Source organism: Acidiphilium sp. 20-67-58, assembly GCF_002255515.1.
GTDB lineage: Bacteria > Pseudomonadota > Alphaproteobacteria > Acetobacterales > Acetobacteraceae > Acidiphilium.
In genome coordinates this window covers 15,148-30,210 of the sequence record NZ_NCAS01000022.1, presented here as the reverse complement: position 1 = coordinate 30,210, position 15,063 = coordinate 15,148, and the positions used below count along the sequence as shown (strand labels likewise).

Sequence of the window (15,063 nt, the reverse complement as noted above, 5' to 3'; positions counted from 1 at the left end):
GGACAACAGGCCGGGCGATTTGCCCGCCTGTTGCCAAGAGCGCTCAAAATCGGACCTGGTGGAGGGCTGGTGCCGGGTGAGGGATTTGAACCCCCGACCTTCGGTTTACAAAACCGCTGCACTACCGCTGTGCTAACCCGGCCCACTTCGTCTGATTACCCTGAGCGGCTGCGAGACTCAACAAGTGGCTCGGCCGGTCAGGTGCAAATTGGTGCAGGTTCAGCCGGCGCCAAGATAGTCGATCGCCGCATCGACGCCGCCGCGGGCGTGCGGCACGCGGGCGAGGCGCAGCGCCATCTCGACCACGCCGAGCGTGCCCAGCAGCATGGGCTCGTTCAGATCGCCCATATGGCCGATGCGGAACACCTTGCCGCCGAGCGGATCGAGTCCGGCGCCGAGCGAGACGTTGAAGCGTTCATAGGCGATCCGACGCACTGCCTCGCCGTCGTGACCCTCGGGCATCAGGATTGCGGTCACCGAATCCGACCGACGAGCCTGATCGGTGCAGAAGAACGCCACACCCTGATTGCCACTCCAGACCGATACCGCCCGCCGCGTCGCTTCCGCGAGGCGATGATGCCGGCGCCATACCGCTTCGATCCCTTCCGCCTCGATGAGCCGCACGGCTTCCAGCAGGCCATAAAACGGGGCGATCGGCACGGTGCCGGCGAAGCTGCGATGCCGGCGCGCCATCATCCGGGTCCAGTCGAAATAGAACCTTGCCAGCCGCGCCTCGGCATGGGCGGCGAGTGCCTTCTCGCTCACCGCAGTGAAGGCGAGGCCGGCGGGCAGCATCAGACCCTTCTGGCTGCCGCCGACCACGGCGTCGACCCCCCAGTCCGCCATGCGGAATTCGAACGAGCCGAAGGAGGAGATGGTGTCGACCAGCAGCAGCGCCGGGTGGCCGGCTTCGTCCAGCGCGGCGCGGATTTCGGGCAGAGGTACCGCCACGCCGGTCGAGGTTTCGTTATGGACGATGCAGATCGCCTTGATTTGGTGCGCGGTGTCGGCGGCGAGCCGGTCGGCGATCGCGCTGATATCGGGGCCACGCCGCCAGTCGGCTTCCGGCATCTCGACATCAAGCCCGAGCGTGCGCGCCATCGCCCCCCAGACGCGGGAGAAATACCCTGCAACTGGCATCAGGATGCGATCACCCGGCGAGAACAGGTTCTGCAGCGTTGCTTCCCAGGCGCCGTGGCCGCTGGAGGTGTAGATGAACACCTCGCCGGTGGTGAACAGCAGCCGTTTCAGTCCCGCAACTGCGCGGTCATAGATGTCGATGAAATCGGCACTCATGAAATCGGTTGTTGGCCGGTCCATCGCCCGCAATACCGAGTCAGGTATGTTGGTCGGGCCGGGATTCGCAAAGAACAGCCGGCCAGGCTTGCGGGGGGTGTCGGTGGTCATCGGTCCTATGTTCCTTCGGCAATGGCAGACGTCAGTTTCAAAGTCTGCGGCCCGCCACCCGGATCATGCCCGCTTCAGGCCAGATATGGCATGCGACATGGTCGGGCAGATCGGAAAAACTGGCTTCGTTGACGAATACAGTACGTATGATGCCCCGACCATACCTGGTCGATCTGCGGTGCTCTATTTTGGATGCCACGGCCAAGGGGGCGATAAGTAACGAGCGCCCGAGACCAATCAGCCAAGCACGGATTGTAGGAATTCGCGGGTGCGATCTTCGCGCGGTTCGCTGAAAATCTCCTCCGGCGAGCCCTGCTCGGCGATGCGGCCCTGGTCGAAGAAGCAGACGCGGTCCGAGATTTCGCGGGCGAAGCGCATTTCGTGGGTGACCATCAGCATGGTCAGATCGTGCTCGTGCGCGAGATCGCGGATGACGTTCAGCACCTCGCCGACGAGCTGCGGATCAAGCGCCGAGGTCGGTTCGTCGAACAGGATCACCCGCGGGCGCATGGCGAGGGCGCGGGCGATCGCGACGCGCTGCTTCTGGCCGCCCGAAAGCTGGCGGGGATAGGCGTCCTTCTTGTCGGCGAGACCGACAAGGTCAAGCAGGCCCATCGCCCGCTCGATCGCCTCCTCCTTCGGGATCTTCAGCACGGCGACGGGCGCCTCGATGATGTTGCGCAGCACGGTCATGTGCGGGAACAGGTTGAAGCCCTGGAACACCATGCCGACGCGGGTGCGGATCTCGCGCAAATGTCGCGGCGAGGCCTTGAACGGACCCTTGCCGCCGGGTTCGTGATAGGAAATGCCGTCGAGCTCGACGCGGCCTTTCTGGAACGGCTCCAGTGTCATCAGGATGCGCAGCACTGTGGATTTGCCGGAGCCGGACGGGCCGATCAGCGTCACCTTCTCGCCGGGGGCAACGTGGAAGTCGAATTCGTCGAGCACGGTAAGCGCGCCGAAGCGCTTCGTGACGGTCTCGAAGCGGATGATCTCGTCCGGGGCCGTCCCGGGTTCGGCGGGCGGGCTCATCGCAATGGAACTCCTTCCTTGGGCAGCGCCCGGTCGAGCCGGTTGACGGCGGCGCTGGCGATCACCGTCAGCAGCAGGAACAGGGCGCCGACGATGGTCAGCGGGATGAGGTAACGATAGGTTCGGTCGCCGATGATCTGTGCGAGGTTGAGCATTTCCATCACCGTCACGGTCGAGAGCACCGGCGTGTCCTTGATCATCGAGACGAGGTAGTTGCCGAGCGCGGGGATGATGCGCGGGACCGCCTGCGGCAGGATGATGGTGCGGTAGAGCCGCGCGCGAGAGAGGTTTAGCGCCGTCGCCGCCTCGATCTGGCCGCGATCGATCGCATCGAGCCCGGCGCGGTAAACCTCGGATGTGTAGGCGCTGTACTGCACGCCGAGGGCGAGCACGCCGGTAAACAGGGCGGGCAGGGTGACGCCGTATTTCGGCAGCACGTAATAGAGGAAGAAGAGCTGCACGAGCAGCGGCGTGTCGCGAAGGAATTCGATCACCACCGCGGTGGGCCAGGCGATGATCCGCAGTGGCACCCGCCGCAGCAGCGCGAGGACGAGGCCGAGCAGCAGGGCGACCAGGAAGCCGAGAATGGTCGCCTCCACCGTGACCTTCATGCCGATCAGCAGGATGGGCAGGATCGAGATCGCGAAGGCGAGCGGGGTGTGGAGATTCCAGTGGATGCCGTAGATCATGCGTGCGCACCCCGTGCCGGGGCGAGGTGGCGGCGACTCCAGCGTTCGATCATGCGGATCAGCACCATCAGCACCAGTGCCATGCCGAAATACATCAGCAGGGTCAGCGTGTAGATCGGCGTGCTGGCGAGGGTGAGGTTGCGCAGTGCATCGGCATGGAAGGTGAGGTCGCTGATGGTGATCAGCGAGACCAGCGAGGTGTCCTTCAGGTTCTGGATCGCGAGATTGCCGAAGGGCGGCATCATCTCGGCGAGGGCTTGGGGCATGATGATCCGCCAGAGCGCCTGGCGGCGGGTCAAACTGAGCGCGGTCGAGGCTTCCCACTGCTCGCGCGGAACGGCGTTGATCGCGCCGCGCACGACCTCGGCGCCATAGGCGCCGATATTGAGCGAGAGGGCGAGCACGCCGCTGACCATTGGCGACAGCGAGGGGCCGAGCAGGGGCAGCGCGTAATAGAGCCAGAACATCTGGACCAGTAGCGAGGTGCCGCGGAAGATCTCGATATAGACTGCGGCGGTGACGCGGGCGGCGCGGCTGCGCGAGACGCGGCCGAGACCGGCGGCGAAGGACAGGGCCGCGCCCAGCACCGTCGAATATGCCGTGATCTCGGCCGTGATCCATGCGCCGCGCGCGAGCGGGGCGATGAAGCCGGTCCAGTGCATCAGGTCTGCTCCGCCGCGCCGATCGTCACGCCTTGCAGCGATCCGCCGTGGTCATCTGGCGGGCGGCTTCGACGTCCTGCTTCGTCAGGCCATATTTCATCAGCGTGTGGGCCCAGGCGTCGGTTTTCTTGTAGGCGTCGAGCGCCTTGTCGAAGGCGGTGAGGAGGGAGGTCTCGTCCTTGCGGAAGCTGAAGGCACCGTAGCTGCGCACCGAATGTCCATGCACCACGGGCTGAGTGAATGGGGCGGCGGGTTCGACCGCCTTGCTGTGGCGGGCGAGGCGGGCGACCGTAAGGCCGGTCGCGGCATAGGCGGCGACGCGGCCATCGGCCACGGCGGAGAGCGCGTCGGCATTGGCGCTGAGATTGACGATCTGGCTGTCATGGATGCCAACGGCGTGGGCGAAGCGGAGTTCGTCGGCGCCGGCGACGATCGCGAATTTCTTGTCGCGGTGCTTGAGGAACCAGTCATAGCCATGGATGCCGAGCGGGTTGCCGGCCTTGACCAGCAGGCCCTCGCCATAGCTCGAATTGATGACCGAGAACGCGACCTGGGTGCAGCGCGCCGGCAGCACGTTCTGGCTGGCGGCGACCATGTCGAAGCGGCGGGCCTTGAGGCCGGGGATCAGCGAGCCGAAAGGGGTGACAACCCATTGCTGGCGGTGGATGCCGATTTCGCCGAGGACGTGTTTCGCCACGTCGGGGGCGATGCCGTGCGCCTGGCCGTCGGCGTTCATGAAGCCGTAAGGCACCTCGTTGGCGATGGCGATGCGGATGAAGCCGCGGCGGCGGATGCCCTCGAGCACATTCGCCGCTTCCGCATCGCCGGGGACGCCGAGGGTTGCGGCGGTCATGCCGGCGCCGAACAGGGTGAGCGCGCTGCGCCGTGTTGTTGAAAATGTCATGTTTCCCTCCTCTTCCTCTCGCTCTCGAACAATCAAGTCGTAGCGGCGACCATCAACCCGGATCACTGAGGCAATAACCGAACCACGATTCTCAAACCCATATCAGACAGATTTTTCCTTACAGGTTGCCGTTATTTGAATAATATGTATCAAAATAAAGAAAAAACCATGATAATATTATTTACATACGGATATGATATGATAACACCTGCAGGCGTTTTGATTATTGGATAGATCAATGATTTATGATATGTATTATCTGTTCCATAATTAAATTTTATTATATATTTTCAATTATTCAAGATAAGATATGGTTTAGAAAAAATCGTAATTCTATTATTGAATATACGAAATAGAAATGCCGCTTCTATACAGCGAACAACCCACTTCAGAGCATCCGGTAAATTTTTCGATGAAGTCTACCTGCTGTAGTGACATCATGATGTGTGTTGGCGCAGACGGGTTTTACGATGTGATTTTGCCATGTCATGTTTTGCGCTGAGCGCGAATGATCAGTCAGCAGTCGGATGGAGCGGGGAAATGGCGAAGGGATATTGGATCGCGAGCGTCGATGTGAGCGATCCTGAGGCTTATGCGGCTTACGTGCGCGAGAATGCGGTAGCGTTCGCAAAATACGGTGCGAGGTTCTTGGTGCGCGGCGGAACGGTGGAGGCAGTCGAGGGAAGCATGAGGTCCCGCATCGTGGTGCTGGAGTTTCCAGACCGTGCGACCGCGCTGGCCTGCTATCACTCGCCCGAATACGCAAAGGCGAAGGCGCTGCGGGCAGGTGCCTCAGCCGCTGATGTTGTGGTGGTAGAGGGATATGACGGCATGCAACCGGGTTCCGATGCGGACGGCCGCTTCTCGTAACCTCGAGAGGGAGGCCGACGGCAATCGCCTGATCCGATCAGGCTTCAGCGCCTGATCGGATCGGGATTTTATTTTGCCAAGTTCAGGGAAAACTGTCTGCGCAGATCATTAGCAGATTTGCGATCGACGCCGATTCGCTTTTGCTGCAGTGCAGCATCGCGGCGATCGGCACCGCTCGCAAGACGAAGGTTACGGATCAGAGTTCGCTGGCGAGTGCCTCGTGGGCGGCCGCATTGGCGTTGATGCAGTCAGGGCTTGCCGCGAGATCGCCGGGATTGGCGGCGCAGGTCGCAATCGCGGCCTGACGGGCTGAGGCGTGAAGAGTGAACCAGGGTACGTCATGCGTTGCTGCTGCGTGTGCGGGTGCAACGGCAAGGGCCAGAACGATGGGCAGCTTGAGCAGGATGTTGCGGGTCATGATGATTGTCCTTGGTTGGTGATCTGCTTCCCTTATCTGTGCCCGCGCGCTGCGGCGCGGTAGGCACGGGGGCAGCAAAAGACCCTTGCCGGGACGGTAAGGTAAGGATGATCCGATTAGTCTGTTTCGGGGGCGATGCGGCGGGCGCGCAGGCGGCGAATGCGGCGGGCATCGGCGTCGAGGACCAGGAACTCGATACCCGCGGGGTGGGCGATGATCTCGCCGCGGGTGGGCACGCGTCCGGCGAGGGTAAAGACGAGGCCGCCCACTGTGTCGAGATCGGCTTCCTTTTCCTCCTCGGTCAGGAAATCGCCGAACCTGGCGGTGAAATCCTCCACCGGAAGGCGGGCGTTGAGATCGACCGCGCCGTCGTCACGGTCGATCATCAGCGGGCCCTCGATCTCGTCGTGCTCGTCGTCGATGTCGCCGACGATGGTCTCGACGAGGTCCTCGATGGTGACGAGCCCGTCGACGCCGCCATATTCGTCGATGACGAGGGCGAGATGGGTGCGCCGCTGGCGCATCTGCAGCAGCAGGTCGAGGACCGGGATCTGCGGGGCGACCATCAGCGGGCGGCGGAGGATGGTACGGAGCGAGAAGGCCTCGGGGCGGCCGGTGTAACCGACCACATCCTTGATGTGGACCATGCCAAGAATGTCGTCGAGATGCTCGCCGAAGACGGGCATGCGGGAATGGCCCTCGCGGCGGATCTGGTCGATCGCCTGGTCCAGCGTGACGTCGGCGCGCATGGCGACGATGTCGGCGCGGGGGATCATCACGTCGTCGGCGGTGATGCCGCGCAGGCGGAGGACATTGGCGATCAGCGCGCGTTCCTGGCGGTCAAGCCCGGTGCCGCCCTCATCGCCGCCGGCTTCTTCGGCGGCTTCTTCCATCAGCTCGCCGATCTGCCGGCGCAGATCGGGCTGCTCGCGCATCTTGCTGAGCAGGCGTGAGAACCACGACCCACTCATCGGCGCAGTCTCCGGCTCCGCCGATGATTTTTTTCGCTTCGGCGCGCAGCCCCCACGCCAGCCCAGCGCAAGGTCATGTTTTGGCGCGCAGCCGCCCCGCCAGCCCTGCGCGCTGTCATGACGCATATTTCCAGGGGTTGGGTACGCCGAGGCGGTACAGCAGGCGAGCTTCGAGGCGTTCCATGCGGCGGGCCTCGCCGGCTTCGTGGTGATCCTCGCCGGCGAGGTGGAGAGCGCCGTGGACAACGAGATGGGCGAGATGGTGTGCCGGGCGGCGGCGTGCAGCGCGGGCCTCGCGCAGGACGACGCCGAGGGCAAGGATGATCTCCGGCGGCATCTCGTAGGTGAGGACGTTGGTCGCCTTGTTGCGGCCGCGGTCGCGCGCGTTCAGCGCCTTCACCGTGCGGTTATCGGCGAGGATGACCGGGCAGGCGGCGCCGGCAGCTTCAAGCGCGCGCGCGACCACGCGCTCGGCGTCCGGCACGAAGCGGCGCCAGCGGGGCTCGGCAATGTGGATGAGCCCCCGCAGCGCGGCGCCGCGGGGGGGGCTACTTGGAGGCTCGTTCACAGATCCCGCGCGCGCTCGCGCTGCGCCTCCGAACGGTGGTCGTAGGCCTCGACGATGCGGGCGACGAGCGGGTGGCGTACCACATCGCCGGCATTGAAGCGGGTGACGCCAATGCCGGACACGCCTTCCAGCGTCTCCAGCGCGTCGGCAAGGCCCGAGCGGCTGCCTGGCGGCAGGTCGATCTGCGAGAGGTCGCCGGTGATAACCATCCGGGTGCCCTCACCCATGCGGGTGAGGAACATCTTCATCTGCGCCGGGGTGGTGTTCTGCGCCTCGTCGAGGATGACGAAGGCATGGGCAAGGGTGCGGCCGCGCATGAAGGCGAGCGGGGCGATCTCGATCTCGCCGGCGGCCATGCGGCGGGCCATGACCTCGCCGGGCATCATGTCCTGCAGCGCGTCGTAGAGCGGACGGAGATAGGGATCGACCTTCTCCTTCATGTCGCCGGGGAGGAAGCCGAGGCGTTCGCCGGCCTCGACCGCTGGGCGGGAGAGAACGATGCGGTCGACGCGGCCGGAGGTGAGCATGGCAACGGCCTGGGCGACGGCTAGATAGGTCTTGCCGGTGCCGGCGGGTCCGATGCCGAAGACCATCTCGTGACGGGAAAGCTCCTCGATATAGGCGGCCTGGCCGGGGCTGCGCGGGCCGACGACGCCCTTGCGGGTGCGGATGGCCGGCAGGTCTGACAGCGGCAGCCGGGGCTCGGCGGTGGGATCGACCAGGCGGGCGGCGGCATCGACCTCGGCGCCGGAGATCTGCTCGCCACGGGCGAGACGATCGTAGAGTGCCGAAAGCGCGGTTTCGGCGGCGGCAACCTGGTCGGGTTCGCCCGAGATCGACACCCGGTTGCCGCGGCAGGCGAGCCGGACATGCAGGCGCTTTTCAAGACGGGCGAGGTTGCGGTCGTGATCGCCGAGCAGGATGGAGAGCAACCCGTTGTCGTTGAAGGTGAGGGTGCGGGACAGCCTTGGCGGCTGGGATGTGACGATCTGGCTCAAGCGGCGATCTGCTCCTGTATGAGACTGGCCATAAGAGAATTGGGGTTGGACTGCACGATTTTCACCGTGTGGAGAGTCCCCGGCGCGATGTCGGCATCGTTGACCACGACGGGTTGCAGGTAGGGCGAGCGGCCGGCGGACTGGCCGGGATGGCGGCCGGGGCCGGTGAAGAGGACCTCGAAGCTGCGGCCGACCTGCGCGCGGTTGAAGGCGTGCTGCTGGTCGCGCAGCACGGCCTGGAGTTCCTGCAGGCGGGCATCCTTCACCGCCTCGTCGATCTGGTCGGCGGCGTCGGCGGCGGGCGTGCCGGGGCGGCGGGAATATTTGAAGCTGTAGGCCAGGGCAAAACCGGTCTCGCGGACGAGCCGCATCGTCGCGGCGAAATCGGCATCGGTCTCGCCGGGGAAGCCGACAATGAAATCGGACGACAGCGCGATGTCCGGCCGGGCCGCGCGCAGCTCGCCGGCGATGCGGCGGAAAAGGTCGGCATCGTGGCGGCGGTTCATGCGCGCGAGAACGGCATCCGAGCCGGATTGCACGGGCAGGTGCAGGAAGGGCATGAGTTTCGGATTGTCGCGATGGGCGGCGATCAGCGCGGCGTCCATGTCGCGCGGGTGGGAGGTGGTATAGCGCAGCCGGGCGAGGCCGTCGATGTCGGCGAGTTCGGCGAGCAGGCGGGCGAGGTTCCAGGTGGAGCCGTCCGGCGCCTCGCCGTGCCAGGCATTGACGTTTTGGCCGAGCAGGGCGATCTCGCGCGCCCCGCCGGCGACGAGGCGACGGGCCTCTGCAAGGATGGCGGCGGCCGGTCGGCTGGCCTCGGCGCCGCGCGTGTAGGGGACGACGCAGAAGGTGCAGAACTTGTCGCAGCCTTCCTGGATGGCGAGGAAGGCGATCGGGCCCTGGCTTGCCTGGTCCTCGGGCAGCAGGTCGAATTTCTGCGCGGCGGGGAAGTCGGTATCGATCACGGCGCGGCGCTTGGCCTCGATCTCGGCGATCAGCTCGGGCAGGCGGTGATAGGCCTGCGAGCCGACCACGAGATCGACATGCGGAGCGCGGGCGATGATTTCCGCACCTTCGGCCTGGGCGACGCAGCCGGCGACGGCGATCATCATCGCGCCGCCGCGGGATTCCTTGAGCGCGCGCAGGCGGCCGAGCTCGGAGAACAGTTTTTCCGAGGCACGCTCGCGGATGTGGCAGGTGTTGAGGATCACCATGTCCGCATCCTGCGTTGCGACCTGCTGGTAGCCGAGTGGGCGCAGGACGTCGGCCATGCGTCCACTGTCGTAGACGTTCATCTGGCAGCCCCAGGTGGTGATGTGCAGCGTGCGGCGGGAGGCGGTCTCGGTCATTCCAGTTCATCCGGGCAAAGGTTTGCCCTGTGGATGTGCCGGTATGCCGGTCGGGTCAAGCGCGAAAGAATGAGATCACTCCCGATTCCATGATCGTAACTATCGCAGATCGGAGGGCGGCGCTGTCAAGCGATTTCGAGTTATGCTTTCGTGAAGGGGCCCGGGAAGCGACCCTGGCGGATTGCGGCGGCGCGGGCCGCGATCTGTCGTTCGAGGGTCGCGGTCAGCGCCTTGCGGCCGCCGTCCAGCTCGATCGGGTCGTCAAGCACGATGGTCGCGCGCCAATCGTGCCGGCCGAGTTCGGCGTAGTGCGAGGCGATCTCCATATCGCCATACCAGGCGATGCGCGGGCGGTTGCGGCGGCAGACGGGCAGCGAATCCATCCGGTCGTAGACGATGGTGACGGGCTGGATCAGCGGCGACGGGTCGGTTTCGGCAAGTGCGAGGAAGCTGGAGCGGAAGGGCAGCACCCGTGCGCCGTCGGACGTGGTGCCCTCGGGGAAGAGAATCAGGCTGTCGCCGGCGGCGAGGCGTTCGGCGAGTTCGGTGCGCTCGCGCCCGGCGCCCGAGCGCGCGCGGCTGACGAAGATGGTGCGGCCGGCACGGGCGACGGCGCTGATGCCGGGCCAGCGCCCGACATCCGCCTTGGCGATGAAACAGGCCGGTAGCACCGCGCCCAGCGCAACGATGTCGAGCCATGATGTGTGGTTCGAGACAAACAGGACAGGACGGCTCTCGGTTTCGGCGAGCCGGCCGATGACCTGGAGTTCGAGGCCGAGGATGCGGGCGACGCCGCCCCAGTAGCGCAGCGGCAGAGCCTGCTTGGCCCGGCCCGGTTGACGGATCAGCAGGAGCTGGACCGGCAGGAGTGCCATTGTCCAGGCCAGCACGGCGACGAGCCGGGCGTACATTCGCGCTCCGGAAAGTTTTTTCAACATGGCGCGCCGCCTTGCGGTGTGGCGCGCGCGATCATGGCGCGCAGCCTTGCGGTGTTGCGCGCGCGATCATGGCGCGTCGCCGCGCAGCATCATGCGCAGGTCAGCGAGGATGGGGGCCGGGTCGGCGCCGAGTTCATCGCGCAGCAGATCGGCCCAGTCGCCGATATCTTCGACCCTCGTGGGGTTGTCGCGCAGCAACTCGCGCTTGATGAACGGATAGCCGGACAGCAGCAGATGGCGCCAGAGGTCCGAGGTCGGGTTCAGCGGGCGGCGGCGGGCGATGGCGTCGCGCAGCCGGAGGACGTGCAGCCAGCGAGTGAGGTCATGCGGATCGGCGCGGCCGCCGGGCTCGATGTCGAGATAGGGCGCGAGCTGATCGCGCGTGATCTGCCGGGTCAGCGCCTCATAGGGCCAGAGTGCGGCGACGCGCAGCCCGCCACGAATCATCGCCTGGGTCAGGCCGACCTCGTATTTGCCGATCACATAGGCTTTCGACGGCGCAGGGATCACGCCCGACCAGAAGCGGCGGAAGGCGGGGCTGCGGAGGGCGCGCGGGCCGAAGGCGACGAAATAGGACTGCAGGTGGTAGCGGCGCTGCCAGCTTTCGGTGAGGCCCCAGACATCGGCTTCGTCGTAGTCCAGCCGGAGAAGCATCGAGTCGATCGGGCGGATCGGACCGAAAATGCTGTCATTGGCGATGATGATCTCCTCGGTCCCGGCACGCGGGAGATCGAGCGTCTCGATCGCGTCGCGCCAGCCACCAAAATCGTAGCCGATGTTTCGCCGCACGAGAATGCCGGCGCAAATGTCGAGCAGGCGCGCTTCGGCGGAAGGATCGAGCTCACCGGCATTGGTCAGGAAGACCACTGACCGACCGGAGGCAGCGAGTTGGGCGATGTAGTCGAACAGTGCCTCGCGCACGCGCCCGCCGCGGTCCCAGTGCAGGAAGAGAACAACACGAGGTCCAAGCTCGATGCCCCGATCGGGCTTGCGGGCAATGACCTGGTGTGGGCTGCGCAGCCGGCCGATTACGGCTGCGACACTCATGATGACGAGGTTCCAGGCGTCGCGGAGGCCGCGCCAGGTGAGGCGGAGAAGCTGGGCAGTGTTCATGGGGCGGGTGCGGCCAGTTCGGTCCTGAGACTGTCGGGAGCGCCGTCATAGCGCGTCAGCATCGCCCGGCCCAGAGCCGTGGCTTCGGCGGCGCGGCCGGTGCGATGCAAGGCGATCATCTCGCCGCGCAGCGCCTCCCAGAACAGCAGTGGCGCTGCTTCTCCGGCAGCGAGATCGGCAGCGAAACCGCGGCGGACTGCGGCAAAGGCAAGTTCGGCGCGATGCGGGCGGGCTGGCTCTTGAAGTTCGAGCAGGCCGAGGGCGAAGCCAGCGCCGCGCAGCGTCTCGTTCGTTGCCGGGGTGAAACCGGCGAAAGCGGGCTCGATGCGGCGGCGCAGTAGGGATGCCGCCGCGAAATCTCCGGCATTCACGGCCTGGGTAAAGGTGCCGAGCGCGAGTCCGGCGATGCGGTCTGCCGGCGCACCTTCGGCTTCCAGCCGCTCTAGGAGGAGGATCACATTGCCGATGTCGCCCGTGGCGGCGGCGCAGCCTGCCCTTGCGGCGAGCAGTTCGATCCGGGCCGGTGGGGCGAGGGCGGCTTCGTCGACTGGGGCGATCAGGCTGCTGGCCTCGTCGGGCCGGTTGAGATGCAGCAGGCGGAGCGCGCCCTGGACCAGAGCATCGCCTCTTGCGGCGTGATCGAGATGCGGCAGGCCTTCGAGCAGGGCGGGCAGCATGACGGGATCGCCGGCGACCAGGGTGAGGGCGATCAGGGCGATCGCGGCATCATGTCCGTCGGCATCGTCTATCGCGGCCCAGGTGGTGACGGGGGCGGATTCGGCGATAGTCACGGCCTCGTCGTAGCGGGCGCGGTTGACCAGTGTCACGAAGGCGCCGAGCGTGATCTGGCGGCGGCGCTCGGGTGAGACCGGCACCGCGGCGATGCGGGCTGGGGCGTGGGCCGGATCGCCGGTGACGAGGTCGAGAATGGCAAGGGCGCTTACCGCGGCGATGCGGGTCGGATCGGCCGGATCGCCGGTGGCGGCCAGCGTCTCCACGCCAGAGGTTTCGGCATAGCGAGCGGCGTCGGCATAACGGCCGTTGTTTACCAGACGGCAGAAGCCATCGATTACCATTTCCCGCTGCGTTGCGTGATCGAGCGCGAGGCCGGACAGCCGGGACGGAATATCCGCGGGATCGCCGGTGGCAAGGTCGAGCAGTGCGAGGGCGCGGCGGGTGTCGCGGCCGATTGCATCGTCGCGGGCGACCGCGTGGCTGACAATGTTCTCGGCATCGGCCATCGCCACCGCCTCTTCGTGCCGGGCGGCGGCGACGAGGCGGGTGAAGGCGGTGAGCACCGCCTCGACCCGGCGTCTCGGGTCAATCCGCAACGGACGGAGCAGCAGAGGAATCTCGACCGGGTCGGCATGGCGCTCGATGGCACCGGCAAGCGCGTTCGAGGCGTCGGTGCCGAGCGCGTCGGTGCGGCCCGCGCAGAGTTGGGCGGCGCGGTGCAGCAACGGGACGAGGGAGGTTTCCTCACCGTCATTCGACAGGCGGACGATCGCACCCAGAAGGAATGGCGCACCGGGGCTGGAAGGCGTGTCGGCGCCGAGCCGATCGGCAAGAGCGATGGCGCGGTGCGGGTCGCCACCCGGGCCGAGGGCGAGTTGTCCCAGTACAATCAGCGCGTCCTGCCTTGTTGCTGCTGGCAGGTCAGAGGTGGGTTCGGTGAGACCCTCTTCCTGCATCAGCGCACGGGCGCGCTCTGGCGCGCCGGCGTTCACCAGTTCTATCACGCCGCGCCAGAGCACGTCGCGCCGCTCGGTCTCCGGCGCGTCGCGGGTCGCGAGGACGGCGAAGCGGCCGGGGGTTTCGGGGGCGGCGACGCGGGCGGCTTCGAGCGCCGCTTCGGCGGCCGCGCGGAAGGCGAGCTGGGTAGCCAGCGCATCATTTAGCGTGAGGCGGGCGAGGGCTTCATGCAGGGCGGCGGCGGCATCGCCGGCAAGGGCGAACACGGCGCCGGCGCGCGGCCGCGTGGCGCGATCAGCGCGCAGGCGGCTGGCCTCTGCGTGCAGGATCATGCCGAGATTGAGCGGCATGACCTCGTTCAGCCGGGCAAGGGGCAAGCTCATCCAGTCCGCCGGGATGGTCTCCAGCGTGTCCGGCTCGAAGCCGTAGCGGGCGCGGATGGCCGGCCATAGATGGGAGCGCGCGGCGGCGGCGGCCGGCCAGTCGAGATCGATCGCTGCCTCGAACAGGGCGCGGGCGGCGAAGCCGAGGCCGGGATCGGAGGCGGGATCGAGGGCGCGGGCACGATCGGCGAGCCAGGCGCGAAACCGGGGGCGCTGGGCGGCATCGTCCTCGGCCAGTGCGCCACGGGTGGCGCCGGCATAGGCGACCAGGGTGAGCCCCTCGCGGGCGACACGGACATTGGCGAAGCCGGCAGCTTCGAGCAGGCGGCGCAGGCTCGCCTCGGTCTGGAAGACCATGTGGATGCCGGGGGCGAGCAGCTGGGCGAGATCGGTTTCCGGTGTCGCACGGTCGATCGCCGCGCCGTCGGGGGTGGTGAGCAACAGAATGCCGTCCGGTGCCAGACGGGCCCGCAGCTCGGCGATCAGCGCGGCGGGACACTGGACGTGTTCGATCACCTCGGTCGCGGCGATGACGTCCCAGGGCTTGGCATCGGGCAGTGCGTCGGGGAAATAGCCGTCGATGATGTCGAGACCGAGATCGGCGGCGCCGACATGGGCCATTGGCGACGGGTCGATGCCGAGGCAGGTCCAGCCCATCGCGTGGCGGGCGAAGTCGAGGCCGAAACCGTAGCCGCAGCCTATTTCGAGGCAGCGCGTGCCGGCAGGGCGGGCGATACGGCCGAGCAGGCGGGTGATGGCAACGAGGCCGGCGCCGTGCTGGATGTGAAACTGGTGCCAGCCCCAGTCCATCACGTCGGGGTCGCCATAATTGGGCACGCGCAGTGGCGGATAGAAGCGGGCGGTGCAGGCGGGGCAGGCGAATACCGGCTTGCGGTCGCCGCGAGGCAGCTTGGGCGCAGTCCAGGCGACGTCGAGCAGGCGGGGCTTGGGGCCTTCGGCGCCGCAATTCGGGCAGACGAGATCCTGCGGCGCCGCCGGCGCATCCGGCCAGTGGACGCGGATTGCCGGGGCGGTGGCGGGTTGGAGCGGGGTGGTCGTCATGGCCGGG

At 66.5% G+C, this 15,063-nt stretch carries 14 protein-coding genes and 1 tRNA gene; 1 reads left to right on the top strand and 14 read right to left on the bottom strand.

The annotated features are described in order from the left end of the window. Window positions 1-67 precede the first annotated feature (67 nt). The 6 genes from B7Z76_RS10240 to ehuB form a co-directional block, all read right to left on the bottom strand. Window positions 68-142, bottom strand: a tRNA-Thr gene (locus B7Z76_RS10240). Between the two features lie 77 nt (window positions 143-219). Continuing rightward, a complete protein-coding gene (locus B7Z76_RS10235; RefSeq protein ID WP_291343741.1) occupies window positions 220-1,407 on the bottom strand; it encodes an alanine--glyoxylate aminotransferase family protein in 1,188 nt (395 codons plus the stop codon). Between the two features lie 237 nt (window positions 1,408-1,644). Continuing rightward, window positions 1,645-2,439 (bottom strand): ectoine/hydroxyectoine ABC transporter ATP-binding protein EhuA, encoded by a 795-nt coding sequence (gene ehuA, locus B7Z76_RS10230; RefSeq protein ID WP_291343740.1) that lies wholly within the window; start codon window positions 2,437-2,439, stop codon window positions 1,645-1,647. After that, entirely contained in the window at window positions 2,436-3,128 is a 693-nt protein-coding gene (ehuD, locus tag B7Z76_RS10225) for an ectoine/hydroxyectoine ABC transporter permease subunit EhuD (protein WP_291343738.1), read from the bottom strand. The genes ehuA and ehuD overlap by 4 nt, the downstream gene beginning before the upstream one ends. Continuing rightward, a complete protein-coding gene (gene ehuC / locus B7Z76_RS10220) occupies window positions 3,125-3,790 on the bottom strand; it encodes an ectoine/hydroxyectoine ABC transporter permease subunit EhuC (RefSeq protein WP_291343737.1) in 666 nt (221 codons plus the stop codon). Before ehuC ends, ehuD begins: the two co-directional genes overlap by 4 nt. 25 nt (window positions 3,791-3,815) lie before the next feature. After that, a complete protein-coding gene (gene ehuB, locus B7Z76_RS10215) occupies window positions 3,816-4,694 on the bottom strand; it encodes an ectoine/hydroxyectoine ABC transporter substrate-binding protein EhuB (protein WP_291343736.1) in 879 nt (292 codons plus the stop codon). 540 nt (window positions 4,695-5,234) lie between these two features. On the opposite strand from ehuB, the gene B7Z76_RS10210 reads away from it, so the two are divergent. Next, window positions 5,235-5,564: a DUF1330 domain-containing protein gene (locus B7Z76_RS10210; RefSeq protein WP_174502661.1), complete on the top strand. Its 330-nt coding sequence runs from the start codon at window positions 5,235-5,237 to the stop codon at window positions 5,562-5,564. A 196-nt stretch (window positions 5,565-5,760) separates the two neighbouring features. On the opposite strand, the gene B7Z76_RS10205 is transcribed toward B7Z76_RS10210, so the two are convergent. The 8 genes from B7Z76_RS10205 to B7Z76_RS10170 form a co-directional block, all read right to left on the bottom strand. Then, window positions 5,761-5,982 (bottom strand): EexN family lipoprotein, encoded by a 222-nt coding sequence (locus B7Z76_RS10205; protein ID WP_291343735.1) that lies wholly within the window; start codon window positions 5,980-5,982, stop codon window positions 5,761-5,763. 116 nt (window positions 5,983-6,098) lie between these two features. Then, entirely contained in the window at window positions 6,099-6,953 is an 855-nt protein-coding gene (locus B7Z76_RS10200) for a hemolysin family protein (RefSeq protein WP_291343733.1), read from the bottom strand. A gap of 115 nt (window positions 6,954-7,068) precedes the next feature. Further along, window positions 7,069-7,521: an rRNA maturation RNase YbeY gene (gene ybeY, locus B7Z76_RS10195; protein WP_291343731.1), complete on the bottom strand. Its 453-nt coding sequence runs from the start codon at window positions 7,519-7,521 to the stop codon at window positions 7,069-7,071. After that, window positions 7,518-8,519, bottom strand: coding sequence for a PhoH family protein (locus B7Z76_RS10190; protein ID WP_291343729.1), 1,002 nt, complete (start codon window positions 8,517-8,519; stop codon window positions 7,518-7,520). Before B7Z76_RS10190 ends, ybeY begins: the two co-directional genes overlap by 4 nt. Next, window positions 8,516-9,868, bottom strand: coding sequence for a tRNA (N6-isopentenyl adenosine(37)-C2)-methylthiotransferase MiaB (gene miaB / locus B7Z76_RS10185; protein WP_291343728.1), 1,353 nt, complete (start codon window positions 9,866-9,868; stop codon window positions 8,516-8,518). The genes B7Z76_RS10190 and miaB overlap by 4 nt, the downstream gene beginning before the upstream one ends. A gap of 140 nt (window positions 9,869-10,008) precedes the next feature. Next, on the bottom strand, window positions 10,009-10,779 hold the full coding sequence (locus tag B7Z76_RS10180; RefSeq protein WP_236656242.1) for a 1-acyl-sn-glycerol-3-phosphate acyltransferase: 771 nt from the start codon (window positions 10,777-10,779) through the stop codon (window positions 10,009-10,011). A gap of 93 nt (window positions 10,780-10,872) precedes the next feature. Next, window positions 10,873-11,919 carry a rhamnan synthesis F family protein gene (locus B7Z76_RS10175; protein ID WP_291343727.1) on the bottom strand — a complete coding sequence of 349 codons (1,047 nt, stop codon included), beginning with the start codon at window positions 11,917-11,919 and terminating at the stop codon, window positions 10,873-10,875. After that, window positions 11,916-15,056: a class I SAM-dependent methyltransferase gene (locus B7Z76_RS10170; protein WP_291343726.1), complete on the bottom strand. Its 3,141-nt coding sequence runs from the start codon at window positions 15,054-15,056 to the stop codon at window positions 11,916-11,918. The genes B7Z76_RS10175 and B7Z76_RS10170 overlap by 4 nt, the downstream gene beginning before the upstream one ends. Window positions 15,057-15,063: the final 7 nt, after the last annotated feature.

Excerpts from the sequence above, each read along its gene's own strand:
- ehuD (WP_291343738.1), bottom strand. The coding sequence starts at position 3,128 with ATGATCTACGGCATCCACTGGAATCTCCACACCCCGCTCGCCTTCGCG.
- B7Z76_RS10170 (WP_291343726.1), bottom strand. The coding sequence starts at position 15,056 with ATGACGACCACCCCGCTCCAACCCGCCACCGCCCCGGCAATCCGCGTC.
- B7Z76_RS10235 (WP_291343741.1), bottom strand. The coding sequence starts at position 1,407 with ATGACCACCGACACCCCCCGCAAGCCTGGCCGGCTGTTCTTTGCGAAT.
- B7Z76_RS10180 (WP_236656242.1), bottom strand. The coding sequence starts at position 10,779 with ATGTACGCCCGGCTCGTCGCCGTGCTGGCCTGGACAATGGCACTCCTG.
- B7Z76_RS10205 (WP_291343735.1), bottom strand. The coding sequence starts at position 5,982 with ATGACCCGCAACATCCTGCTCAAGCTGCCCATCGTTCTGGCCCTTGCC.
- B7Z76_RS10210 (WP_174502661.1), top strand. The coding sequence starts at position 5,235 with ATGGCGAAGGGATATTGGATCGCGAGCGTCGATGTGAGCGATCCTGAG.
- ehuB (WP_291343736.1), bottom strand. The coding sequence starts at position 4,694 with ATGACATTTTCAACAACACGGCGCAGCGCGCTCACCCTGTTCGGCGCC.
- ehuA (WP_291343740.1), bottom strand. The coding sequence starts at position 2,439 with ATGAGCCCGCCCGCCGAACCCGGGACGGCCCCGGACGAGATCATCCGC.
- B7Z76_RS10200 (WP_291343733.1), bottom strand. The coding sequence starts at position 6,953 with ATGAGTGGGTCGTGGTTCTCACGCCTGCTCAGCAAGATGCGCGAGCAG.
- ehuC (WP_291343737.1), bottom strand. The coding sequence starts at position 3,790 with ATGCACTGGACCGGCTTCATCGCCCCGCTCGCGCGCGGCGCATGGATC.
- miaB (WP_291343728.1), bottom strand. The coding sequence starts at position 9,868 with ATGACCGAGACCGCCTCCCGCCGCACGCTGCACATCACCACCTGGGGC.
- B7Z76_RS10175 (WP_291343727.1), bottom strand. The coding sequence starts at position 11,919 with ATGAACACTGCCCAGCTTCTCCGCCTCACCTGGCGCGGCCTCCGCGAC.